The organism is Silicimonas algicola (assembly GCF_003970735.1).
Taxonomy (GTDB): Bacteria; Pseudomonadota; Alphaproteobacteria; order Rhodobacterales; family Rhodobacteraceae; genus Silicimonas; species Silicimonas algicola.
Genome location: NZ_CP034588.1, coordinates 864746 through 889072, shown reverse-complemented (window position 1 = coordinate 889072; position 24327 = coordinate 864746). Strand labels below are relative to the sequence as shown.

Genomic DNA, 24327 nt, shown 5'->3' with positions numbered 1-24327 from the left:
ACCGCTTGCCTTCGTCCGCGACCTCGACAAGTCTCGCGCCATGACGCCAGGTCGCCTTGCCTTCTTCCTCTTTGCGCTTCCCGTCGCCGCGTGGAGCCACACCTCCGAAGGTGGCTTCGTCCTCCTCCTCCCGACGCGTGCCTACACCGTGGCGGGCGTGGCTGCAGTCGCGCTGACGGTGCTCGTCCTGTTCGCCGCGCGACCTGCTGCGGTGCGCGCCATCTTCGCGTCGATGATCTTCAGCTTCACCAAGGCGCCTGAGATCCTCCCTGTCATCACGAGCGTCCTGTCCTTTCTCCTCCTCGCCAGTCTTGTCACGCTGGGGGTCGCAGGTCCGCGCGGTCCGCTCGACAATCTCTTGCCCCTCAGCTTCTGGACCATGGGATGGATGGCGCTGGTGCCCCTCGCAGCGGTCGCAGGGGATATCTGGAGGTGGATCAACCCCTGGACCGGTCTCCTGCACCTCCTGTCGCCGATCCGTCCGAGAGTGACCTTGCCGCCTCGTCTCGGTGTCTGGCCGGCGCTCATCCTGCTGGTGGCCTTTGCCGCTTTCCTTCTCGCCGACCTAGCCCCTGACGATCCGAGGCGGCTCGCCGTCGTCGTCGCGGTCTACTGGCTGGTGACGATGGCGGGCTGCCTTCTCTGCGGAGACGGCTGGACGCGACACGCGGAATTGGGGCGCGTCGTCCTGTCGACCTACGCGAGGCTCGCGCCGATCCAGTGGGGACCGGACGGAGGCGCTGGCGGACCGGGCTGGAGGGCGCTCGCCGCCTCGCCCCTACCCGGTCTCGGGCTCTTCGCGCTGACGCTCCTTGCCGTGGGAAGTTTCGACGGGATCAACGAGACCTTCTGGTGGCTGGGCCTGATCGGGGTGAACCCGCTCGAGTTTCCCGGTCGATCGGCGGTCGTCCTCCCGACGATGCTGGGATTGGGCGCCGCGATCCTGGCGCTCTGGGCCGCCTTCGCGCTGACTGTGCGCGCGGGGTTGGCTCTGGCGGGCGGAGGCGCCTTCGTCCCCGCCTTCTCGCGCCTCGCGCTGGCCCTTCTGCCGATCGCGCTGGCCTACCACATCGCGCACTACCTCACCGCGATCCTCGTGGGCCTCCAGTACTGGATCGTGGCGCTCAACGACCCGCTCCACAGCGGCGCGGATCTCCTCGGCCTCGCCTCGTTCCGCGTGTCGACCGGCATGTTCAATCGTCTCGACCTCGTCCGCGTCATCTGGCTGACGCAGGCGGCGGTCGTCGTCGCGGGTCACGTCTGGTCGGTCCTCCTGTCGCATCGCATCGCGCTCGACATCGTCGGGGACGACCACGCCCGCGCCGTGCGCCTGACCCTGCCGCTGTCGGGCTTCATGGTCGCCTACACCTTCCTCGGCCTTTGGCTTCTTGCCGCGCCGCGGGGGGCGTGACCGGGGAAAATGCGTGCAGCCTGACGCTGCGGCAGGAAAACCTCTGGACATGTGGGGGGCGCCCCGCAAATCATCGGCCCGCACAGGAAGCGCCGCGACAAGGGCGCCGAAACAGGGAGTTCCGACCGTGACCTCGCACCGTCTCACCAGCCGCCGCAGCCTTCTGAAGGGCGCCGCCGCGGGCGGCCTCCTCGCCGCGTCTCCGCTTGCCGCGCGCTTCGCCTCGGCCCAGTCCGAGCCCATCCGCATCGGCTTTCAGCAACACCAGACCGGCATCGGCGCCGCCTACGGCCGCTGGTACGGCCGCACCACCGAAGCCGCCGTCAAGGCGATCAACGACGCGGGCGGAATCAACGGCCGGCCGGTCGAAATCGTGGCCGAGGACGACGGCACCGATCCCAAGCGCGGCGCCGAGGTGATCGAGAAATTCGCCACGCAGCACAACTGCGACATCGCGTTCGGCACCCTCTTCAGCCACGTCGTCATGGGCTCGGCCCCTGCGGCGGGAGAGTTGAAGCTGCCCTATTTCGTCGTCTCCGAAGGCCACCACGTCGCGTCGGGCGCGCTGAACCGCTGGACGCTCCAGCCCGGCATCACCGACGTCAAGAGCCAGGTCTCGTCGATGGCGCCCTGGGTGACGGACACGCTCGGCAAGAAGGTCACGATGGTCTTCCCGGACTATGCCTTCGGCCACGACCACCGCGACTTCTTCTCGGCGGCTGTGAAGGCGGCGGGCGGCGACGTCGTCGGCCTGATCCCGATCCCGCCGACCGAGACGACCTTCACCAAGTATTTCCCGCAGATCCCGCGCGAGACGGAGGTCCTGTACCACGTCATGGTCGGTCCCGCCGTTCTCACCTTCGTCAAGGAGCTAGGCGAATTCTTCGGCCCTTCGGCGCCTGCGATCTTCGGCTTCATCGACAGCCTCGAAGCGGTCGATCTGGCGTCTCCCGGGCTCGAATTTCTCGACGGAACATATTTCTGGGAGGGCAACCCCCGCTATGCGCAGGCCGACCAGTCCGAATACGACAAGGCCTTCCGCGCCGCTGTCGGCGTCGATGACACGGGCGCCAGCACGAGCGATGCCAAGGACGTCTCGACCTACGCCCACATGTGGGGCTGCTGGGAGACGCTCTATATCATCAAGGCCGCGATGGAGGCCTCGGGCTATGCCGGGCCCGACGACCGCCAGGCGCTGGTCGAGGCCGTCGAGGCGATGACCGACATGCCCGAGGGCATGGAGCATCCGCAGGGGCCGAAGCTGTTCAACGGGCGCACGCACCAGGTCTTCGGACGGCAGTATGTCAGTCAGGCCAAGGAGGGCCGCCTCGTGAAGGTTCACGCGACCTCGATCGAGGACACGCTCTATCCGGACGAGGTCGATTATACCACGATGAGCTTCTGACGTCGGGAGGGGGCGCTGCCCCCGTCCCGGCACGGGGCCGGAACCCCCCGGAGTATTTCCGCCAAGAAGAAGGCGCATCCGCACGGGCGCAGCCGTTTCGGAGACTGAATGGAGTTCGGACCGCACCTTGTCCTCGCGATCCTCGAAGGCGCGGTCGGCGCGGCGGTGCTAGCGCTGACGGCGCTTGGCCTGTCGCTGGTCTTCGGGGTGATGCGTGTCGTCAACGTGGCCCACGGCGAGTTCTTCATGCTGGGCGCGGTGATGGCCTGGTTCGTGGCGGCCGCCATCGGCGGGCATCCGGCGGTAGGCTTCATCGCCGCGCTGGTCATCGCCCCGCTCGTCGCGGGCGTCATCGCGATGGCGGCCGACTGGCTTGTACTGAAGCGGGTGAACTACGATCCCGAGGCGACCATCGTCGCGACCATCGGGCTTCTCTACATCATGCAGCAATCGGCGCTCATGCTCTACGGCCCCGAGGCGCGGCCCGTCGAGGCGCCCTTCAACTCGCGCATCGCGCTCCCTTGGGTCGAATGGGGCGAGGCCGGCCTTCAGCTCTATTACCCCTGGGGCTTCGGGACGACGAGCTACAAGCTCTTCGTCATCGTGGCCGCCGTCGTCCTACTCCTCGCGTTCTGGGCCTTCCTGTCGCGCACGCGCTTCGGTCTCGTCATGCGCGCGACGCAACTCGACCGCGAGACGGCGCTGGCCTTCGGCATTCCGGTCGAGACGGTCTATGCCCTGGTCTTCGGTCTCGGTGCGGCGCTAGCCGCCCTGGCCGCCGTCCTGATCGTGCCGATCCAGCAGGCGCACTACCTGATGGGGGGCGATCCGCTTCTTCTCAGCTTCATCGTGGTCATCATCGGCGGGCTCGGCTCGATCCGGGGCACCATCGTCGCCGCCCTTCTGATCGGGATGTCGGACGGCGTGATCTCGGTCTTCTTCTCGCCCACGCTCGCGAAGATCCTCGCCACGCTTCTCGTAGCGCTCGTCCTCGTCTTCCGCCCGCAGGGGCTTTACGGGAAGACCGCCACATGAGGCCCGAGACGCGGGCGCTGGTCCTGCACCTCGGCGTGATCGCGGGCCTCGCGGCGCTTTATCCGCTGCTGCCGACCTATCACCAGGGCAACCTGACGCGCATCCTCGTCCTCGCCATCTATGCCACCGGCTACAACGTCCTCTTCGGCTACACCGGGCTTCTCAGCCTCGGCCATGCGATGTTCTTCGGGGCCGGCATGTACGGCCTCGGCCTGCCCATGCAGCACCTGGGCCTGCCCGCGCTGCCCGCCTTCGTGCTGGGAACTGCCTGCGCCGCGACCCTGGCGGCGGCCGTGGCGGCGCTCGCGTTGAGAACGGCGGGCGTCGCCTTCATGATCGTGACGCTGATGTTCTCGCAGGCCGCCTTCCTGACGATCCTCTACTTCACGACCTGGACCCGAGGAGAAGAAGGCTTCGTCCTTGCCCGAGGCGCGCGAAGGATCGCCGGCCTCGACTTCTCGACGCCCGACGTCCGCTTCTGGACGGCCTTCGCCCTGTTCGCCACGGCCCTTCTTCTGACGCTCTGGATGGCGCGGTCGCGCTTCGGACACGTCCTCGTCGCGATCCGCGAGAACGAGGAGCGGACGCGGATGCTGGGCTACGACGTTCAGAGCCACAAGTTCCGAGCAGTGGTGATCTCGGGCGCCTTCGCGGGCGCGTCCGGCGCGGCCTACGGGCTGTTCTTCGGCTATGTCGGCGCCACGTTCGCCTCGGTCCAGTATTCGATCTTCCCGCTGCTCTGGGTGCTTCTGGGCGGGGCGGGCACCATTCTCGGACCTCTCGTCGGCACGGCGTTCATGTTCTACCTCATCAACTGGGCGCAGGATCTGACCTCGGCCTACATGCTGGTCGCCGGTGTCGTCCTCGTCCTTCTGACGCTCTTCGCGCGCGCGGGCATCGTCGGAGAGATCAGGAAGCGCTGGCTCGGGTGGTTGCCGTGACGATCCTGTCCACCGACAAGCTGAACCGCGTCTTCGGCAGCCTCACGGCGGTCAGGGACGTCAGCCTCTCGGTCGATCCGGGCGAGGTCCATGCGCTGATCGGGCCGAACGGCGCGGGGAAGTCGACGCTCGTCGGCATGATCGCGGGACGCATCCCGCCGACCTCGGGGCGCGTCGTCTTCGACGGGAAGGACGTGACAAGCCTGCCCGCGCATCGCCGGATGCAGATGGGCATGGCCTATACCTTCCAGATCACCGCGATCTACGCGCGGCTGACGCTCTTCGACAACCTCGCCTTGGCGCTCGACGACCGGGACCCCGCCCGGGTCGCGGCCGCTCTCGACCGCGTCGGTCTCACTGAAAGATCGGACCAGCTTGCAGGCGATCTATCCTACGGCCACCAGCGGCTTCTCGAGATCGCGATGGGCGTCGCGCAGGCACCGCGTCTCCTGATCCTCGACGAGCCGACGCAGGGGCTGGCGGAGAGCGAGATCGCGGGGTTCGGCGACCTGGTTCGAAGCCTTCGTGGCACCACGACGATCCTCCTCATCGAGCACAACATGAACGTGGTCATGGAGCTGGCCGACCGCATCACGGTGCTCGAGACGGGCGAGGTTCTGGCGACGGGCACGCCCGACCAGATCCGCGCAAACCTTGCGGTCCAGGACGCCTACCTCGGGACGACCCATGCTTGAGGTCCAGGACATCGAGGCGGGCTACGGTCCGGTACGCGTCCTGCACGGTCTCAGCCTCGAGGCACGCGCCGGCGAGGTGCTGTGCCTTCTGGGCCGGAACGGTGCCGGAAAGACCACGACGCTGAAGGCGATCATGGGTCTGCTGCCCCTGACCGCCGGGCGCATCCTCCTCGACGGGACCGAGATCAGCGCCTTGCCCGCGCACCGCATCGCACGGCAGGGGGTCGGCTATGTCCCACAGGGCCGACGGCTGTTCTCAGAGCTGACGGTGGCCGAGAACATCGAGATCGGTCTCATGGCGGGCGGCAAGGACGCCGGGACGCGCGACCGGGTCCTGGACATGTTCCCGCGTCTCCGCGAGCGACTGGCGCAGCGTGCTGGCACGCTGTCGGGCGGCGAGCAGCAGATGCTGGCGACGGCGCGGGCGCTGGCGGTCGAGCCGCGGCTTCTTCTCCTCGACGAACCGACCGAGGGTCTGCAACCCTCGATGATCGACCTGATCCGCGAGACCGTCGTGACCCTGCGCGCCAAGGGGGTCGCCATCGTCCTGGTCGAGCAGAGGATCGACGCCGTCCTCGCCCTCGCTGACCGGGTGACCTTCATCGAGAACGGGAATTCGCGGGAAACGGTGACGCCGTCGGAGTTGAAATCCGACCGCGCGCTGATCCACAAGTACGTGGGCGTCTGAGGCTCAGATGTCCTTCAGCCCGCCCGGACAGAAGAAACGGGTGAAGGCGCCGTAGCAGGTCGCCTCTTTCCCCAGCCCCTCGATGTCGAACCGCGAGAAAAGGGCATAGTCCGTGTAAACCGTGTCGATCTCGGGCCGGACAAGCTCGTAGCAGTCCGAGGGCCGCATCTTGCAGACCGCCAGCGCCAGGTCGCGTCCGGCCGACCCGCTGTCGCCCACGTCGGCCCGGCCGACGGCGAGGATGAGTTGTTCGCGCAGCGTCGCCTCGGCCTTCTCTTCGTCCGGCTTCGTCGCCCAGGCAATGGCGGCGATCACCGCGAGGATCAGGACAAGACGCACCATGTCAGACAAGCTTCTCCAGAAGCGCCTCGAAGGCGCGGGCTTCGTCGGCGTCGAGAGGCGCAAGGGTCTCTTGCCCCGCCACCAGCGCGCGGGCCTGGGCGGCCTCGAAGGCCGCGCGGCCGTCGTCCGTCAACTCAACGCGTCGCAGGCGGAGGTCATCGGGGTCGGGCCCCGAGGTGACGAGGTGTTTGGCCCTCAGCCGCTCGACCACACCCTTGATAGTCGCGGAATCCATGGCCGTCAGGCGTCCCAGCAGGTTCTGCGACAAGGGGCCCTTCTCGTAGAGCCGGGCCAGGGCCGCGAACTGCGTCGGCGTCAGCCCGTCCACATGCGCGGCGAAGATGGCGATGTGACGCTGGTTCGCGCGGCGGAGGTTGAACCCCACCTGATCCGAGAGCCGGTAGTCCGAAGCCTTGTCGTCGCTCATGGCAACTTCATTGACAGCTTGCGGTGCCTCTAGCAACATGTCGCTTGCATACCAACAATCCTTCGGGCGCCATGACGGAAGCCTACCTCAGGCCCGATACGCTTGACGAGGCTCTTGCGGTCCTCGCGGACGGCGAGACGCGGATCGCCGCCGGCTGCACCGATCTCTTTGCCGCGACGGCGCGCAAGATCCTGCCCGGACGCACGCTCGACATCAGCCGGATACCGACCCTGCGCGGCATCCTCCACGACGACAGCGGGCTGACCATCGGCGCCACGACCACCTGGACGGACATCGCCACCGCCGAGCTTCCTCCGGCCTGCCGCGGCCTCCAGCTCGCGGCGCGCGAGGTCGGCGGCCCCCAGATCCAGAACCGCGGCACCATCGCGGGCAACCTCTGCAACGCTTCGCCCGCGGCGGATGGCGTCCCGCCCCTTCTGACGCTCGACGCCCAGGTCGTCCTGCGGACGAAGGACGGTGAACGCAGCCTGCCGCTTGACCAATTTCTGACAGGTCCACGCCGGACGGCACGCGAGGCGGGCGAGATCGTCGTCGCAATCAGGGTGCCCGCCGAGGCGCTGGAGGGCGCGGGCCACTTCCTGAAGCTCGGCGCGCGGCGGCACCTCGTCATCTCGATCGCGATGGTGGCGGTGCGCGTGTCCCTGGTCGAGGGTATCGTGCAGCAGGCCGCAGTCGCAGTCGGAGCCTGCGGTCCCGTCGCCGTCCGTCTGACCCAGTTGGAAAAGGCGCTTGTCGGCCAGCCTCTGGATCCTCACTTGGTGACCGACGATCTCGTGGCACAGGCCCTCTCGCCCATCGACGATGTGCGCGCGGACGCGCCCTACCGGGCCCACGCGTCGGCGGAACTCGTGCGACGCGCCCTGGCGCAGGTGACCGCATGACGCTGTCCTTCACCATCCGCGGCGAACGTCAGGAGGTCGAGACCGACCCGCACAGGCGCCTGTCCGAGGTGCTGCGCGACGACCTCGGGCTGAAAAGCGTCAAGGTCGGCTGCGACGCGGGCGACTGCGGTGCCTGCACCGTGCTGATCGACGGGCGGCAGGCCTGCGCCTGCCTCGTTCCGGCCGGTCAGGCCGACGGCGCCAGCATCGAGACGCTCGAGACCTGGAGCGGCGGCGCGGCGGACCGTCTGAGGGACGCATTCCTCGCCGAGGGCGCGGCCCAGTGCGGCATCTGCACCCCCGGCATGATGATGGCTGCCGCCGAGCTTCTGTCGGCGTCGCCCGATCCGACCGAGGACGAGGTCCGCACCGCGCTGTCCGGCGTTCTCTGTCGCTGCACGGGATACGCCAGCATCGTGGCCGCCGTCCTCAGTGCGTCGCGCCCCCGCCCGGCCGAGACGATGCCCGCCCCCGGCCAGTCAGTCGGCGCGCCGGTCCGACGCCTGGACGGACGGCCCAAGGTCGACGGCACCGAGATGTTCGGCGCCGACGTCGGCCCTCGCGACGCCCTCGTCGTGCGTGCCGTGCGCAGCCCGCACTTCCACGCGGCCTTCACGCTCGGCGACACTGCCGCCTGGGCGGTGGAGCATCCCGGCGTCACCGTCCTGACCGCCGCCGACGTTCCCGGCGTGAACCGCTTCGGCGTCATTCCCCACCTCGCCGACCAGCCCGCGCTCGCCGATGGCATCGTCCGTCACCTGGGCGAGGCCGTGGCCCTCGTCGTGGGCGAGGCCAGTCTCGTCGAGGCGCTGGTTCTCTCGACCTTCCCGGTCACCTGGGAGGCGCATCCTTACAGCCTGACCGAGGCCGAGGGCGCCAAGGATGGGGCGCAGCTTCTTCACGAAGGCCGTCCCGGCAACCTGTTGATCGAGGGCCGCGTCTCGACCGGCGACGCCGAGACAGCACTCGCCGCGTCGGCGCATGTGGCCGATGGCACCTTCCGCACGTCCTATGTCGAACACGCCTATATCGAGCCCGAAGCCGGCATCGCCTGGCTCGAGGGCGACACGCTCATCATCGCGGCCTGCACCCAGGCCCCCGTGATGGACCGCGACGAGACTGCAAAGGTGCTCGGCCTCCCGCCCGACCGCGTCCGGATCATCCCCACCGCGACGGGCGGCGGGTTCGGCGCAAAACTCGATCTCTCGGTCCAGCCGCTGATCGGCCTCGCCGCGCTGAAGACGGGCAAACCCTGTCGCATGGTCTGGGGCCGGGGCGAATCCATGCTCGCCTCCACCAAGCGGCACCCGGGAACGATGACGGCCCGGATCGGTGCCGACGCCGAGGGCCGCATCACCGCCATGCGCTTCGACGGCGCCTTCAATACTGGCGCCTATGCAAGCTGGGGGCCTACCGTGGCGAGCCGCGTGCCGGTCCACGCCTCTGGCCCTTATCGCACGCCAAACTACCGCGCCACGGCGCGGGCGATCCACACGAACGGACCCACCTCGGGCGCCTTCCGCGGTTTTGGCGTCCCGCAGGCGGCCATTGCGCAGGAGGTGCTCTACGACGACCTCGCGCTCGCGCTCGGGATGGACCGCCTCGCCTTCCGGCGCGCGAACGCCTTCGTCGACGGCGACCGCACCACCTGCGGTCAGACCCTGCCGTCGGTCGGTCTGGCTGACTGCCTCGACGCGCTTGCGCCCCACTGGGAGGTGGCGCTGGAGGCTGCCGAGGCCCACAACCGAGGCGGAGGCGTCACCCGGCGCGGCGTGGGCGTCGCCTCCTGCTGGTACGGTTGCGGCAACACCTCGCTGCCCAATCCCTCCACCGTCCGCATCGGCATCACGTCCGCAGGCCGCCTCTGCCTGCACCAGGGCGCCACCGACATCGGACAAGGCTCGAATACCGTCATCGCCCAGATCGCCGCCGATGCCCTCGGTGTGCCGCTCGACGCAATCGAGATCGTGGGGCCAGACACTGCGCTCACGCCCGACTGCGGCAAGACCTCGGCCTCGCGCCAGACCTTCGTGACGGGCCGCGCGGCGCAGGCGGCGGGCGAGGCGCTTCGGGCTCTGATCCTGCGGCAAACGAACCTGCCCGAAACCGCGTCGATCCGGCTCTCCGCCGGACGCCTGTCAGTCGAGGACGGCGGCACCCGCCAAGACATCGATCTCGCCGCCCTGACTTCCGACAGTCACGGCTATGTCCTTGCCGCCGAAGAGACGTACGACCCACCCACGACTGCGCTCGACGCCGACGGCCAGGGCGCACCCTACGCCGTCTACGGCTTCGGCGCGCAACTGGCCGAGGTCGAGGTGGACATGGCGCTCGGCACCACGCGCGTCCTCCACATCGCCGCCGCCCACGACCTGGGCCGCGCCATCAACCCGACATTGGCGCGGGGCCAGGTCGAGGGCGGCATCGCCCAGGGCCTGGGTCTTGCGTTGATGGAGGAGTTCGTCCCGGGCCGGACCGAGAACCTGCACGACTACCTGATCCCGACCATCGGCGACATGCCCCGCATCACGCCGATCCTGATCGAGAAGCCCGACCCCGAAGGCCCCTTCGGCGCGCGAGGCCTGGGCGAGCACGTCCTGATCCCCACCGCGCCCGCGATCCTGAACGCCATCCGCCACGCAAGCGGCGCGCGGATCACCCACGTCCCCGCCCTGCCCCACCGGGTGCTGGCGGCGATCGGGAAGGCGCGGCATGGCACGTAAGCGCCGCGACACCGCGCTGCCCGCGCCCTTCCTCAAGCGGCTGTCGCTGATCCCGGAGCACATGACGGACCGCACGACCTATCCGATGAACCTTCCCTGGCTCGATCCGGACAGGTTCGACCTGGAATTCGCGACGCCCGTCACCATCATCGTCGGCGAGAACGGCTCGGGGAAATCCACCCTGATCGAAGCGATTGCCGCCCTCGCGGGGTACGACGAAGCCGGCGGCGGCAAGGGATATCGCCCGGTCGATCACGACGGCGCACTGGACAGAAGCGGCGCCGGACTCGCCGACGCGCTTCGGGCGGGGTGGCTGCCCAAGGTCACCGACGGCTGGTTCTTCCGGGCGGAGTCCTTCTTCTCGGTCGCGCGCTACCTCGACAAGGTGGCTGTCGAGACTGGCGGAGCCGCCCCCGACTTCCTGTCGTGGTCGCATGGCGAGGGCTTCATCCGCTTCTTCGAAGACCGGATGGACCGGCAGGGCATCTACCTTCTGGACGAACCGGAAAGCGCGCTGTCGCCGACCCGGCAGATCGAACTTCTCCGACTTTTCGCGCGGCTGCAGGAAAGCGCCCTGAGCCAGGTCATCGTCGCCACCCATTCGCCCATCCTCATGGCCGTGCCGGGGGCGACTGTCCTTCAGATCACGCACCGCGGCCTGTCGCCCATCGGGTATCGGGACACCACGCATTTCGAGCTGTACCGGGCCTTCGTGAGCGATCCCGAAGGCTTCATCGCAGATGCCCTGTCAGGCGACCGGCCATGACCGACGCATCGCGCTCCGAGAAGATCCGCTGCGACGCCTGCCCGGTCATGTGCTACATTGCGCCGGGCCGCGCGGGCGCCTGCGACCGCTATGCCAACGACGACGGGCGCATCGTGCGGGTCGATCCGCTGATCCTCCTCGACCGGCGAATCGCGCAGGGCGACGCGGTGAAGCCCTTCCTTGCTGCCGACTGGGACGGGGCGGCCGTGTCGGGCGACGAGGTCGTCGTGACCGCCATCGGCGCGGGCACCACCTATCCCGACTTCAAGCCCGCCCCCTTCATCGTCTCGCGCGAAATCGAGGGCGTCGACTGCGTCACGGTCGTGACCGAGGCGATCTTCTCCTACTGCGGGGTCAAGGTGAAGATCGACACCGACCGGCATCTCGGCGACGAGGCTTCCCCCGTGCGGTACGATGGCGAGGTCGTCGGCCATGTGATGACCGCCGAGTACGGCAGCCAGATGCTGTCCTTGGGCGGCGTCGACCACCTGACCGGCGGCTCAAAGGCCGAAGGGCGCAAGACCTGCGACGCCCTGATGGCGCTTTGCAACAAGGAAGCGGTCGAGTTGTCCGTCGACGGCGGCTCGAGCGTCCTGGTTCAGGCGGGCCGCGCGCCGGTTGTGGACGGCGTGCCCGAGGTCAGGATGCGCGTCGGCTGCGGATCGGCCACCATCGGGATGTTCGCCTCGCAATGGAAGGGTCTGGTGGACGAGGTCGTCGTGGTCGACGACCACATCACCGGCGTCGTTTCGGAACACCAGGCCGGCAAGGTCATCGACTGGCCCGACACCGGCATCCGCATCAAGGGCCACCGCTCGACGCCGGGGCGCTACTTCAAGGTCGCCCAGCCCGGCCTTGGCTGGGGCGGGACGGACATCACCGATCCGCTCGCCATCCTCGGCGACTGGCGCGTCGTCAAGGGGGCGCGGCCGGGGCTGACATTGCTCATGGTCTCGACCACAGGCGAACACTCGGCCTTCTACGAGTTGGACGATGCATTGACGCCGGTCCTGCGGGACATGCCGGACCCCTTGCGCGCCTCCGTGGACCTCATCGCCCAGAACTGCGAGCCAGCACTTTGCACGGTCCTCTTCATGGGCGGGGCGGGCGGATCGCTCCGTTCGGGCGTCACGCGGAACCCGATCAACCTCACGCGCTCGGTTCACGACGAAAGGACCCGCGTGACCGTGGGCGGCGCGCCGGTCTACGTCTGGCCGGGCGGCGGCATCACCGTCATGGTGGACGTCACACAGGTGCCCGACCGCGCCTTCGGCTATGTGCCGACGCCTGCGCTGGTCGCACCTCTCGAATTCACGACGACGCGAGAGGAGTATGTATCGCTCGGCGGGCACGACGGCGCGATCCGGTCGCTCGACGACGTGCTTCGGACAGGCGGCGAATACGGCGACGGCAGCGAAGTCCGCGGGGCGGGACGATGACGGGCCCGCAGATCACGTTCCTGCCGGACGGCCGGCGGCTGCACCTGAACCACGGGCCCATCGACCTGATCGTCGATGCCGAGGGGCCCGGCCGCGAGGCCGCGCTGGCCGACGCCGCGCGCCGCTTCGGCACGATCCTCGACGAACTGGTGGCCGAGCTTCCACGCCTGAGGCGTCCCCTCGACGCCCAGCCCTTTGGGGGCACGACGGCGCAGCGCATGGCCCGCGCCGTCGCCCCCTTCGCCGAGTTCGTCACACCCATGGCCGCCGTCGCAGGGTCAGTTGCGGACGAGATCCTCTCCGCCATGACCCGGCGCACGCTCACCAAGGCCTACGTCAACAACGGCGGCGACATCGCGCTTCACCTCGCGCCGGGCGCCAGCTTCACGGCGGCCTCTCCCGCCGGACCCGTCACGATCCGCCACGGTGACGCCGCCCGCGGCCTCGCCACCTCGGGATGGCGCGGGCGCAGCCACTCTCTCGGCATCGCCGACGCGGTGACCGTCCTCGCACGAACGGCCGCCGAGGCCGACGCCGCCGCCACCCTCATCGCCAATGCCGTCGACCTGCCCGGCCATCTCTCGATCAAGCGTACACCGGCCCGCGACCTCGCCCCCGACAGCGACCTCGGCGACCGGCCCGTCACGACGGGCGTCGGGCCACTTTCACCTGGCGACACGGCCACAGCCCTCGCCGCGGGCCTCGCCGCCGCGCGACGGTATCGCATGCGAAACCTGATCCTCGCCGCCTCGCTCACGCTGAACGGCCAGACCGTCACCACAGAAGAGGTCCTCGCCCATGCCTGACTTCCCCGTCCGCAAGATGCACCTCGTCATCGAGGAGATCCGCCACGACGGCGGGCCGCCGCCCGAGACGCCGCGCCGCCTCGGCGCGATCCTTGCCTGCGTGCGCAACCCCTTCGCCGGACGGCACGACCCGCATCTTCAGGATGCGATGGACGACCTGAAGCCGCTCGGCCACGAGATGAGCGAGCGCCTGATCGCGGCCTTGGGCGGCAAGGAGGCCATCGACGGCTACGGCAAGGGCGCCATCGTCGGCTCGGCGGGCGAACTGGAACACGGCGCGCTTTGGCACGTCCCCGGCGGCTACGCGATGCGCGGGCTTCTGAACGAGTCGAAGGCCATCGTGCCCTCCTGCATGAAGAAGGGCGGCGTCGGCACGCGTCTGGACATCCCCCTTGGCCACATCAACGCCGCCTATGTCCGCTCTCACTTCGACGGGATCGAGGTCGGGCTGTCCGACGGACCCGCGCCGGACGAGATCGTCTTCGCCCTCGCCATGTCCTGCGGCGGCCGGGTGCATTCGCGGATGGGCGGGCTCGAGGCCTGGGACGTCAAGGGCGAGGACGGGCTGCGCTGAGGCGTATCAGCCCGACAGCACCGACGGGAGCCACAGCGTCAGCGCGGGGAACATCACCAGCACCGTCACGCGGACCAGTTCGGCCAGGAAGAATGGCATCACGCCCTTGAACGTCTCGGACATCGGTATGTCCTTGGCGAGCGCCGAGATGACAAAGACGTTCATCCCCACGGGCGGCGTGATGAGACCGAGTTCCACGACGATCAGGGCGAGGATGCCGAACCAGATCTTCAGATCCTCGGTCGACATGCCGAAGCCCGCGCCCTCGGCCGGCTGGTAGAGACCGCCGTTCAGTTCGATCAGCACCGGCCAAAAGAACGGCACGACGAGAAGGATCATCGAGAGCGAGTCCATCAGGCAGCCGAGCAGGATCAGCGCCACCAGGAGGATCACCATGACCGTCATGGGCGCATAGCCCGACTGAAGGATCCACTCCGCCGTGGCCTGGGGCAGGCCGATGCGGCTCATCAGGATCTTCATCAGTTCCGCGCCGAACAGGATCAGGTAGATCATGCCGGTGGTGCCCGCCGTCTCGCGCAGAGAGTCCTTGATGGCCTCCCAGCCGATGGTGCGCTTGACGATGCCGTAGAGCCAGACCAGCACGACGCCCACCGACGCCGCCGGGGTCGGATTGAAGTAGCCACCGTAGATGCCGCCGAGAACGATGCCGAAGATCACCATGACCGGGATCAGGCCAAGCGTCGCCGCGCGGAACTCGGCCCGGTCGACACCGTCATGCGCGGGGCCGGCCTCGGGCCAGATCGTGACATAGACTGCGATGGTCAGAATGAAGAGGACGACGGCTAGCAGGCCCGGGATCATCGCGGCGGCGAACATCGTCACGATGTTCGCCTCGACGATGATGGCATAGATGATGAGGACCACGGACGGCGGGATCAGGATCCCCAGGACGCCCCCGGCGGCAAGCGACCCCGTCGCCAGCGCGCCCGAGTACCGATAGCGCGCCAGTTCCGGCAGGGCCACGCGCCCCATCGTCGAAGCCGTGGCGAGGGACGACCCGCAGACCGCACCGAAGCCCGCGCATCCGGCGATGGCGGCCATGGCCGTGCCGCCCCGCATCCAGCCGAGCCAGGCATTCGCGCCCCGGAACAGGTCCTGACTCAGACCGGCCCGGGATGCGAGCGCACCCATCAGCACGAACATCGGCACGACCGACAGACCGTAATTCGAGAAGATGCCCCAGCCGAGCGTCTTCATCTGGCTGAGCAGGATCGGAAGGCCGTTGACCATCACGATGCCCACGCCGCCAACGAGGATCATCGCATAGGCGATGGGAATCCGGATCGCGATCAGGAGAACGAGGACGACGAGGGCTGCGACGCCAAGCGTGATGGGGTCCATCAGGTCCTCTTGCGCGACATGGCGTGAACGGCCTCGATCAGCGACGCGGCGCTCGCAACGACGAGAAGGACCAGAGAAACAAGACATCCCGCATAGGCAAGCCAGAGCGGAATCTGAAGCGTCGCGGTCGTGGCGTCATAGGTCTTCTGGTCGATCATGCCGGCGTACATGCGCCAGGTCAGAAGCAGGCCGAAGCCCAAGGCGATGATAGCGCCCAGAAGCGAGAAGACCGACAGCCAGAACCGCGAGGCGCGCGCCGTGAAGATGTCCGCCGTGACGTTCAGGTCGGCGATCTGGCAGTAGGGCAGGAAGGCGAAGGCGGCGATGGCGACACCGACCTCGGTCATCTCGAAATCGCCGACGAACGAGCGGTTCAGGATGGCGAACCCCAGCACAGAGGCCACGTTCATCAGCGCCACGGCCAGCAGGACGAGCCCGCCCAGGATCGCCCAGGCGGTCGATATGCGAAGGACGAGGCCGTGAAGCCTCGTCCCGGATGCGTGAGCAGCGCTCATGCTACTGCGAGTTGGCCGCGACTGCGTCCTTGGCGGACTGCACGAGGCCGGCGCCGTCGAGACCCTTGCTCGAGACCTCGTCGATCCAGCGCTGCTGGACGGGCTCGAGCGTGTCGAGGAAGACCTGCGTCTCTTCCGGCGTCAGCGTGACGTGCGTCTTGCCGTTGTCGGTCGCCATCTTGATGCCGAAGTCGTCGCCAGCGCGCCAGGCGTCGGCCACCTGGGCCCACCAGTCGCGACCCGATGCGTCGCTGAACGCCTTCTGGATGTCCTCGGGCAGGCTGTCCCAGCGGGTCTTGTTCATCGAGACCTGGAAGGTGGTGGTGCCGAACCGGGTCTGGTCTGCGCCCTCGATGAAATAGTCGATCTGCTCGTAGAGCTTCAGCGGCGGGATGATCTCCCAGGGCAGAAGCGTGGCTTCCGCGACCTTCTTCGACAGTGCAGCCGGCACTTCCGGCACGGGCATGGCGATCGGCGAGGCACCAAGCGCCTCGATCACCCAGGCGCCGGTGCGCGACGGGATGCGGATCTTCATCCCCGCCAGGTCGGCCGGGGAATGGACCTCCTTGTCGACCGTCATCAGGGCCTGGCCCGCGTGGACGTGCAGCCACATGACCTCGAGCCCCTGGTAGTCGTCCTTCAGGCTTTCCTCGAACATGTCGTACATGGCGAGGTTGGTGGCCTTGATGTCGTTGACGAAGACGCCCGGAAGCTCGAACACCTCAGTCCGGGGAAACTGGCCGGGGGTATAGCCGTTCACGGTCCAGATCAGGTCGACGACACCGTCGCGGGCCTGCTGAACCAGTTCGGGCGGGGTGCCGCCAAGCGACATCGCGGGATAGATCTCGATCTTCACCCGGCCGCCCGAGTTCTCCTCGACCTGCCGCGCCCAGGGCTCCAGCATGTTGGTCTGTGCAGGAGCCTGAGCGCCCAGCAGGTGGTGCAGCTTGAAGGTGAACTCCTGCGCCGAGGCCGTGCCGGCAAAGCCGACGGCAGCCGCAGTCGCGACGAGAGCACCGAACAGAGTGCGACGTTTCATTGGTATTCCTCCCAGTTCAACCGATCGGCTTCGCGCCGTATCGTTCAAGTGTAGCGGTAGAGACCGCTGTCAGATAGCGCCAATCCGAAAGCCGGAGAAGGTATTCAGCCCGGCTTGAGATGTGACGCGGCAAGGTGTTCATGCGGCCGCCTCTCCCCCGGCAGGGGCGAGGAAAGCGTCGAGTGCGGCATGTGTATCGTCCGCCATGGCGGCGGCGATGGCGCCCCGCAGGCGGTCGGCACTGTTCGCGCCGAAACCGGCCATCCGGGCCGGCTCGACGATCCGCGCGCGGATCAGGCGATAGGCCCGAAGCCCGCGCAGGGCGGTGTCGGAATATCCTTTCCGGACGCGCGGCAACTCGGCCAGGGCCTCGGCGAAGGCAGGATCCTGCTTCAGCGCCAGGACCATCGTGTCGATCCACTCGGCGATCTCGGCCTGTTCCTCGGCATACCGCAGCGAACCTTTCCTGAACCGTCCGATCCAGGCCACCGCGCGAAGAAGACGGAAGCCGACAGGTCCGGTCGAGCGGACATAGCGGCCCTTTCCGAGAAACGGCAGGCTACGTCCGGCTTCGGCCCGCGCGCGCAGCCGTCGCCCCATGCCAGTCGGGAGGACGTCCGCGATCTCTTCCAGCCGGGGCTTGAGGTATTCGGTGACCGAAAGGTGCTGGCCCGGCGTCAGCTGGACCTCGGACCGGATTCGGTCGAAGCGCTCGGGCCGCGTCTTCAAGTCGGCGACGCGCGAAATGTCCTCGTAGCACATCCAGAGGGCCAGACGGCGCCCGGCCTCGGAGAGCGCGTGGCGGGACGCCTGATCGTCGCCGGCCTCCATCGACAGGCGCGCAAGGCGTTCGAGGTAAAGGTCCGCGTAGGACTGGTCCTGATAGTCGGCACAGCGTTCGTGTCCAAGGGACGCCACCCCGCGCAGGTGGTCGGGAAGACGCGCCACGCCCTCCGCCTCGTCCGTCGTCAGCGACCCGACCGCGTCGGCCCCCTTGTCGATGTCCTCTGGCACGCCGTCCGTGTCGCCAGGTCCGGCTGCCCGGTCGAAGCCCGCAAGGCTCGCCCGGCCCTCGACGACCGCGCGCGACGCCTCGACGGTCCAGGGCAGCGCGCGCGCCGCCGCCCCGAAGAGGACAGCGCTGATGTAGGTGCCCTCGTCCTCGGCCATCGCGGTGAAGTCGCGCAGATCCGCCTCCTTCGACAAGGCTTCCGCCGCGCCGATCACCCTGTCGGAAGGGTAGCGCCCGTCGCCAAGCTGTATCTTCTCGGCCGTCGTGAAGGTCCGCCCGGTCGAGGCGATCAGCGTCGTCAGCCCCGGCGAGACATACCCCGCCTCGAGCGCGCGCCCGGCTTCCGCCAACTCGCTGGCGATCAGCACATCGACGCGGCCGGGCATGGGCACGAGGTTGAAGACCGGCCGCGTCCCCGCCTCCGCGACTTCGATGTAGTAGGTCGTGGACCCCGTCCGCTGCGCCACGCCCGGCACGCTCGTCGCCTGCACCGGACGTCCCGCAGCGCGCGCGGCGGCGACGATCCAGTTCATCAGGACGCCCCCGCCCTCGCCACCAAGCGCATAGATCAGGATCCGCAGCGGCGCCTTCACTTCGGTCATCGCGTTCATGCGGGCACCCCCGCCAGCCGACCGAGCCGCGTTCTCAGGCGGTCCCACCAGTTCGGGTTCGACACGATGTCCGCGCGCCAGAACGACGGGCAAAGCGTCGCGGCATGGGCGTTCTCGCCGCAGAGGCCGCAGCCGACGCAGCCGTTCGTGACATGCGCCACCGGGTCGGTCTTCAGCGGGTCGGACGACGCCTTCACCGTCAGCGTCGGACAGCCCGAGAGCCGGATGCAGGAATGGTCGCCCGTGCAGGTATCCTCGTCGACGCCGAAGCGCGTGCGCATCACGCGTTCGCCCCGTTTCAGCGCCTCGGCGCGCAAAGGCCGGACGCGGCGCTGGCGTTCGAGCTGGCACTCGCCCTCGGCCACGATGACCTTCAACCCCTTGAATGGACTTCGGAAAGCGTCGATCAGGGTCTTCCTCATCTCACCCACGCGGTAGGTGTGAACGGTGCGCTGCCACTTGACGCCGACGCCCTTCAGCGCCTCCTCGATGGTGCGGTCATCGCCCGTCGCACTCTTCTCCGCCGCAGCGAGCTTCTCGTCCTGCGAGGGCGACGAGACCAGCTCCTGAGTGCCCGTGGCCGAGGTATAGCCGTTCTTCATGATGACGAGGACGCCGTCGCCGCCGTTCAGGAGCCGCGAGGTGACGCCCGAGAGAAGCCCGTTGTGCCAGAAGCCGCCGTCTCCCATCACGGCAAGGGGCGGCCTCTCCTGAAAGGACGAAACCCCTGCGTTGGAGGCAAGGCTCATGCCATAGCCGAGGATCGAGTTGCCGAAGTTGAAGGGCGCGAAGGTCGCGAGCGCATGGCATCCTATGTCGGCGGAATAGTGAACCTTCCCGATGTCCTTTTCCGCCAGCTTCAGCGCCGCGAAGAAGGGCCGCTCAGGACAGCCCGTGCAGAAACCCGGCGGACGCGGCGGGATCGGCTTCTCCAGCAGCGCGCGCGCCTGCGCCTTCAGATCCGCGACTTCTTCGGCATAGGCGGCGTCGGCAACCCGGTTCGACAGCGCGGGGATGTGATCCCGCAGGAACCCGGCCACGCCGGCGAGGATATCCTCCGACCGATATTCCCCCGTCATCGGCAAGCGATCTTTGCCCGACAGCTTCACCTGAAGGTCCGCGCGCCGCAGGATGGTGCCGACCTCGTGCTCGATGTACTCGGGCTGGCCCTCCTCGACGACCAGAAGCGCCGACTTGCCTTCCGCGAAGCCGGTGATCTCCTCGGGCACCAGCGGATAGACGACGTTCAGCACCAGCATCGGGATCTCGGAATTGCCCTCGCCGTCGGCAAGGCCAAGTTCCTGCAACGTGCGGATCAGCGCGTTATAAATCCCGCCCTGTACGATCAGCCCGACCTCGCCGTGCCGCCCGCCCCTCACCTCGTTCAACCCGGCCTCGCGGATGTATTTCCGCGCAGCCGGCATCCGCGTCTCGTACTTCCGCTTCTCATGGCTGAAGGTCACCGGAGGGTGGGCGAGGTGGTCATACTTGTGCGGAGCAGGTTCCTTCAGGACTTGCTTCATCGAGACCTTGGGCGCCACGTTATCCTTCGTCTCGAAGCTCCCCTGAACGTGGCAGGCCCGGATCCGCATCTCGAGCATGACAGGCGTGTTCGAAGCCTCCGACAGCAGAAAGCCATGTTCGACGCACTTCACGATTGTCGGCAAGTCGGGGCGCGGGTCCATCAGCCAGATCGCGGACTTCATGGCGTAGGCATGGGAGCGCTCCTGGATGACGCTCGCGCCCTCGCCATAGTCCTCGCCGATGACGATCAGCGCGCCGCCCATGACGCCGGGCGACGACAGGTTCGACAGCGCGTCGGCCGCGACATTGGTGCCGACGATGGACTTCCACGTCACCGCGCCGCGCACGGGATACATGATCGACGCGCCCAGCATCGCCGCGGCGCTCGCTTCGTTGGTGCAAGGCTCGACGTGGACGCCAAGTTCGCCCATCAGGCCGCGGGCCTGGACCATGACGTCGATCAGGTGGGATACGGGCGCGCCCTGGTAGCCACCGACATACGAGACGCCCGACTGGAGCAGGGCCTTCGTCACGGCAAGGATGCCCTCCCCGTGGAAGACATCGCCCTCCCCGAGGGAGAGCGTCTCGATCTCCCGGTCGAAGGATCGTTCCAAGCGAACCTCCCCTTTCGCACGTTAGTTGACTGTGACAACGATCAACAGGTGAAGCAAGTGGCAATCCCGTGATACGTCCCGCGAAGGGGGTTGACCACCGGGGGCGCGCCGGTCAAAGCACGGACCCATGACGCGCATCGCCCTCATCACCGGAGCTTCGCGCGGCCTCGGCGCGGCCCTGGCCGAGGCACTGGCCCCCGAACACCACATCGTCGCCGTCGCGCGCACCGTGGGCGCCCTCGAAGAGCTAGACGACCGTATCGGCGCGAAAGGCGGTGTCGCGACCCTGGCGCCGATGGACGTTACTCTGACCCCGGCGATGGCCGAGCTCTGCCGGTCGATCCACGACCGCTGGGGCCACGTCGATCTCTGGGTCCATGCCGCGGTCCATGTGGCGCCCCTGTCGCCTGCCGATCATGTCGACGCGAAGGACATGCAGAAGTCCGTCGCGGTCAACGTCACGGCGACCGCGACCCTCATCCCCTTCCTGGCGCCCCTCCTGCGCGCCGCGCCGGACGGCGGAACGGCGCTCTTTTTCGACGATCCTCGCGCGGGGCAGAAGTTCTTCGGCGCTTACGGCGCGACCAAAGCCGCCCAGATCGCGCTGGCGCGAAGCTGGCAGGCCGAGGCGACCTCCGCCGGACCGCGCGTCGTCATCGCATCGCCGCCTCCGATGCCGACCGCGACCCGGGCGCGTTTCTTCCCGGGCGAGGACCGCGCGTCGCTCACACAGCCCGGCGACGTGGCCCGCGCCATCCTCGCGCAGCTCTGACGCTTCATCTTGCCTGAAATACGCAAGGTCTCGACCTTGCCCCCCAGTGCCCCCTCGCCTAATCAGGGGCTGACAGGCTCAAGGGGCGCGGAAAACATGCGCATTCTCATCACGAACGACGACGGCATCAACGCTCCGGGGCTCGAGACCCTCGCTGCCATCGCGCACGAGGTCTCTGGTCCCGACGGCGAAGTCTGGACCGTGGCGCCGGCCTTCGAGCAGTCGGGGGTCGGCCACTGCATCAGCTACACCCATCCCACGATGCTGTCGAAATTCGGCGAGCGTCGCTATGCCGCCGAGGGATCTCCCGCCGACTGCGTCCTCGCCGGCATCCACGAGGTGCTGAAGGACACGAAGCCGGACCTGATCCTTTCGGGCGTGAACCGCGGCAACAACGCCGCCGAGAACGTGCTCTATTCCGGCACCATCGGCGGTGCGATGGAAGGCGCGCTTCAAGGCATCCCCTCCATCGCCCTGTCGCAGTTCTACGGGCCCGGCAACGCGTCCCTCGACAATCCCTTCGAATCCGCCGCAGTTCACGGCGTGCGGACGGTGCGCGCGATCCTCGACCAGGGAATATGGGAAACCCGCGGCTACCAGGTCTTCTACAACGTCAACTTCCCGCCCTGCACGGCGGACGAGACCAGGGACATCCGCATCACGACGCAAGGCTGGCGCGACAAGACCACAATGGGCGTCGAGCCGCACCTGTCTCCCTCGGGCCGTATGTTCCTCTGGGTGCGCGGCGGACCCCAGCACCACCCGACGGGCGAAGGCACCGACGTCACCGCAAACATAGACGGCTACATCTCGGTCACGCCGCTTCGTGCCGACCTCACGGCCTACGACCTGATCGCCGACCTTCGCGGCCGGTTCGACGGATGATGACCGACGAGCAGCGGATGCAGCTCGTCTTCGCCCTGCGGCAAAGCGGCGTCCGGGACACGCGCGTGCTCGAGGCGATGGAGAAGATCGACCGGGGCGCCTTCGTGAAGGGTCTCTTCGCCGACCGCGCCTACGAAGACATGCCTCTGCCGATCGCCTGCGGGCAGACCATCAGCCAGCCCTCGGTCGTCGGCCTGATGACGCAGGCCCTGAAGGTCGAGCCGCGCCACAAGGTTCTCGAGATCGGCACCGGCTCGGGCTACCAGGCCGCGATCCTGTCGCTTCTGGCCCGCCGGGTCTATACGGTCGACCGGCACAAGCGGCTGGTGGCCGAAGCGCAGGAGGTCTTCCACCGCCTCGGGCTCGTCAACATCACCGCCTTTCCCGCCGATGGTACGCGAGGGCTCGAGGATCAGGCCCCCTTCGACCGCATCATGATTACGGCCGCCGCCGAGGATCCGCCCGCTCCCTTGTTGGCAGAGTTGAAAACTGGCGGTATCATGGTACTGCCGGTTGGACAGTCGGATGCCGTGCAGGCGCTGATAAAGGTGACCCGGACCGAGACGGGCTTCGAATACGAGGAGCTTCGGCAGGTTCGGTTCGTCCCCCTCGTCGAGGGTATGGGGCCGGAATGACGGCCGGTACGAAGGGACCCCGCAAGAGGGCCCGAGTGGTGGTGAGGAGCGAGCATATGACCAAAATGGCTTTCCCGGTGCGGCTGACCGTTCTGGCGGTCGGCGCCCTGGCGCTGACGGCCTGCGACAATGCCGGAAACTTCGACTTCGATCTCAGGGGCAACGCCGGGGTTCTCGATACTTCGGACGCGGTGCAGAACGTCACCGGCGAAAGGCCGGCTCCCGACGCACGCGGCGTGGTCTCCTATCCGGGCTACCAGGTCGCCGTGGCGCGACGCGGCGACACGGTCGAAAGCGTGGCGGCGAGGGTCGGCCTGCCAGCCGCCGAGATCGCAAGCTACAACGCCCTTCCACAGGGCGTGACCTTGCGGGACGGCGAGATCGTGGCGCTTCCGCGCCGGGTCAGCGAACCGGCGGCGGGCGGACCCGGAAGCCTCGATGTCACCACCATCGCCGGCAGCGCCATCGACCGCGCCGAAGGTCAGGCCGGGCTGCCGGCTGGGGTGGCAGGCGGTCAACCGACACGGCACCAGGTCGCGCCGGGAGAGACAGCCTTCTCGATCGCGCGTCTCTACGACGTCCCGGTCGCCTCGCTGGCCGAGTGGAACGGGCTCGGCCCCGACCTCGCGCTCCGCGTCGGCCAGTACGTCCTGATCCCGACCCGAACCGCCTCGATCGACACCATCGAGGTGGCCTCGGTCGCGACACCGGGCGTCGGGTCACCGACCCCGCTCCCCCCTTCGGCCGCACAGCCCCTGCCGAAAGAAGATGCGCGCCCCGTCGCGGCCGCCGCCGCTCCCGCTCCGGTCCGGACGCCGGTCGCCACCCAGCAAACCGTCGCCTCCGACACCTCGCGGCTGCGGATGCCCGTGCAGGGCAGGATCATCCGGCCCTTCGAGAAGGGCAAGAACGAGGGCATCGGCATCTCGGCCGCGGCCGGCGCCAACGTGGTCGCCGCCGATGGCGGAACGGTCGCCGCGATCACGCGCGACACCGACCAGGTGCCGATCCTTGTCCTTCGGCACGAGAACAACCTCCTGACGGTCTATGCCGGGGTGGACGACATCGCGGTGAAGAAAGGCGACACGGTTCAGCGCGGGCAGAAGATCGCCGTCGTTCGCGGGGCCAACCCGCCGTTCCTGCACTTCGAGGTGCGCGAGGGTTTCGAAAGCGTCGATCCCGATCCCTACCTGAAGTGACAAAA

General features: G+C 68.2%; 23 protein-coding genes. 16 read left to right on the top strand and 7 right to left on the bottom strand.

The genetic code is table 11. The features are described 5' to 3' along the window. Window positions 1-40 precede the first annotated feature (40 nt). The 6 genes from EF888_RS04535 to EF888_RS04510 all read left to right on the top strand — a co-directional run bounded on the left by EF888_RS04535 (window position 41) and on the right by EF888_RS04510 (window position 6175). The gene (locus tag EF888_RS04535; RefSeq protein ID WP_109757649.1) at window positions 41-1411 is read left to right on the top strand and encodes a hypothetical protein; all 1371 of its coding nucleotides are present in this window, start codon (window positions 41-43) and stop codon (window positions 1409-1411) included. A gap of 127 nt (window positions 1412-1538) precedes the next feature. Then, window positions 1539-2816 (top strand): ABC transporter substrate-binding protein, encoded by a 1278-nt coding sequence (locus tag EF888_RS04530; protein ID WP_241239797.1) that lies wholly within the window; start codon window positions 1539-1541, stop codon window positions 2814-2816. A gap of 108 nt (window positions 2817-2924) precedes the next feature. After that, window positions 2925-3851: a branched-chain amino acid ABC transporter permease gene (locus EF888_RS04525; protein WP_109757647.1), complete on the top strand. Its 927-nt coding sequence runs from the start codon at window positions 2925-2927 to the stop codon at window positions 3849-3851. Next, a complete protein-coding gene (locus EF888_RS04520; RefSeq protein ID WP_109757646.1) occupies window positions 3848-4792 on the top strand; it encodes a branched-chain amino acid ABC transporter permease in 945 nt (314 codons plus the stop codon). The genes EF888_RS04525 and EF888_RS04520 overlap by 4 nt, the downstream gene beginning before the upstream one ends. Then, complete coding sequence (locus EF888_RS04515) at window positions 4789-5487, top strand: ABC transporter ATP-binding protein (protein WP_420902658.1); 699 nt, start codon at window positions 4789-4791, stop codon at window positions 5485-5487. The genes EF888_RS04520 and EF888_RS04515 overlap by 4 nt, the downstream gene beginning before the upstream one ends. Then, a complete protein-coding gene (locus tag EF888_RS04510) occupies window positions 5480-6175 on the top strand; it encodes an ABC transporter ATP-binding protein (protein WP_109757644.1) in 696 nt (231 codons plus the stop codon). Before EF888_RS04515 ends, EF888_RS04510 begins: the two co-directional genes overlap by 8 nt. Window positions 6176-6178: 3 nt before the next feature. On the opposite strand, the gene EF888_RS04505 is transcribed toward EF888_RS04510, so the two are convergent. Beyond that, window positions 6179-6517: a hypothetical protein gene (locus EF888_RS04505; RefSeq protein ID WP_109757643.1), complete on the bottom strand. Its 339-nt coding sequence runs from the start codon at window positions 6515-6517 to the stop codon at window positions 6179-6181. Window position 6518: 1 nt separating this feature from the next. After that, window positions 6519-6944, bottom strand: a complete 426-nt coding sequence (locus EF888_RS04500) for a MarR family winged helix-turn-helix transcriptional regulator (RefSeq protein ID WP_109757642.1) — start codon at window positions 6942-6944, stop codon at window positions 6519-6521. Window positions 6945-7015: 71 nt separating this feature from the next. On the opposite strand from EF888_RS04500, the gene EF888_RS04495 reads away from it, so the two are divergent. From EF888_RS04495 to EF888_RS04470, 6 genes are read left to right on the top strand one after another with little or no spacing between them, the layout of a single operon-like run. After that, window positions 7016-7846: an FAD binding domain-containing protein gene (locus EF888_RS04495; protein WP_109757641.1), complete on the top strand. Its 831-nt coding sequence runs from the start codon at window positions 7016-7018 to the stop codon at window positions 7844-7846. Next, the gene (locus EF888_RS04490) at window positions 7843-10569 is read left to right on the top strand and encodes a molybdopterin-dependent oxidoreductase (protein ID WP_109757640.1); all 2727 of its coding nucleotides are present in this window, start codon (window positions 7843-7845) and stop codon (window positions 10567-10569) included. Before EF888_RS04495 ends, EF888_RS04490 begins: the two co-directional genes overlap by 4 nt. Further along, on the top strand, window positions 10559-11335 hold the full coding sequence (locus tag EF888_RS04485) for an AAA family ATPase (RefSeq protein ID WP_109757639.1): 777 nt from the start codon (window positions 10559-10561) through the stop codon (window positions 11333-11335). The genes EF888_RS04490 and EF888_RS04485 overlap by 11 nt, the downstream gene beginning before the upstream one ends. Then, window positions 11332-12774, top strand: coding sequence for a 6-hydroxynicotinate reductase (locus EF888_RS04480; protein WP_109757638.1), 1443 nt, complete (start codon window positions 11332-11334; stop codon window positions 12772-12774). The genes EF888_RS04485 and EF888_RS04480 overlap by 4 nt, the downstream gene beginning before the upstream one ends. Next, window positions 12771-13580, top strand: coding sequence for a UPF0280 family protein (locus EF888_RS04475; protein ID WP_109757637.1), 810 nt, complete (start codon window positions 12771-12773; stop codon window positions 13578-13580). The genes EF888_RS04480 and EF888_RS04475 overlap by 4 nt, the downstream gene beginning before the upstream one ends. Next, on the top strand, window positions 13573-14154 hold the full coding sequence (locus tag EF888_RS04470) for an amino acid synthesis family protein (protein ID WP_109757636.1): 582 nt from the start codon (window positions 13573-13575) through the stop codon (window positions 14152-14154). The genes EF888_RS04475 and EF888_RS04470 overlap by 8 nt, the downstream gene beginning before the upstream one ends. Window positions 14155-14160: 6 nt before the next feature. Here the strand turns inward: EF888_RS04470 and EF888_RS04465 are convergent, their stop codons facing one another. From EF888_RS04465 to EF888_RS04445, 5 genes are all read right to left on the bottom strand, one after another. Continuing rightward, on the bottom strand, window positions 14161-15516 hold the full coding sequence (locus EF888_RS04465; protein WP_420902657.1) for a TRAP transporter large permease: 1356 nt from the start codon (window positions 15514-15516) through the stop codon (window positions 14161-14163). Next, on the bottom strand, window positions 15516-16031 hold the full coding sequence (locus EF888_RS04460) for a TRAP transporter small permease (protein ID WP_109757964.1): 516 nt from the start codon (window positions 16029-16031) through the stop codon (window positions 15516-15518). The genes EF888_RS04465 and EF888_RS04460 overlap by 1 nt, the downstream gene beginning before the upstream one ends. A gap of 1 nt (window position 16032) precedes the next feature. Continuing rightward, window positions 16033-17070, bottom strand: coding sequence for a TRAP transporter substrate-binding protein (locus tag EF888_RS04455; protein ID WP_109757635.1), 1038 nt, complete (start codon window positions 17068-17070; stop codon window positions 16033-16035). A gap of 138 nt (window positions 17071-17208) precedes the next feature. Beyond that, entirely contained in the window at window positions 17209-18693 is a 1485-nt protein-coding gene (locus EF888_RS04450; protein ID WP_109757634.1) for an indolepyruvate oxidoreductase subunit beta family protein, read from the bottom strand. Then, window positions 18690-20831, bottom strand: coding sequence for a thiamine pyrophosphate-dependent enzyme (locus tag EF888_RS04445; protein ID WP_109757633.1), 2142 nt, complete (start codon window positions 20829-20831; stop codon window positions 18690-18692). The genes EF888_RS04450 and EF888_RS04445 overlap by 4 nt, the downstream gene beginning before the upstream one ends. A 127-nt stretch (window positions 20832-20958) precedes the next feature. Between EF888_RS04445 and EF888_RS04440 the strand changes: the two genes are divergently transcribed. The 4 genes from EF888_RS04440 to EF888_RS04425 all read left to right on the top strand — a co-directional run bounded on the left by EF888_RS04440 (window position 20959) and on the right by EF888_RS04425 (window position 24322). Beyond that, a complete protein-coding gene (locus EF888_RS04440) occupies window positions 20959-21603 on the top strand; it encodes an SDR family NAD(P)-dependent oxidoreductase (RefSeq protein WP_109757632.1) in 645 nt (214 codons plus the stop codon). 96 nt (window positions 21604-21699) lie between these two features. Next, window positions 21700-22488, top strand: a complete 789-nt coding sequence (surE, locus tag EF888_RS04435; protein WP_109757631.1) for a 5'/3'-nucleotidase SurE — start codon at window positions 21700-21702, stop codon at window positions 22486-22488. Next, complete coding sequence (locus EF888_RS04430; protein ID WP_420902656.1) at window positions 22488-23123, top strand: protein-L-isoaspartate(D-aspartate) O-methyltransferase; 636 nt, start codon at window positions 22488-22490, stop codon at window positions 23121-23123. Before surE ends, EF888_RS04430 begins: the two co-directional genes overlap by 1 nt. Window positions 23124-23179: 56 nt before the next feature. Continuing rightward, window positions 23180-24322 (top strand): M23 family metallopeptidase, encoded by a 1143-nt coding sequence (locus EF888_RS04425; protein WP_206508423.1) that lies wholly within the window; start codon window positions 23180-23182, stop codon window positions 24320-24322. The last annotated feature ends 5 nt before the right edge of the window (window positions 24323-24327 follow it).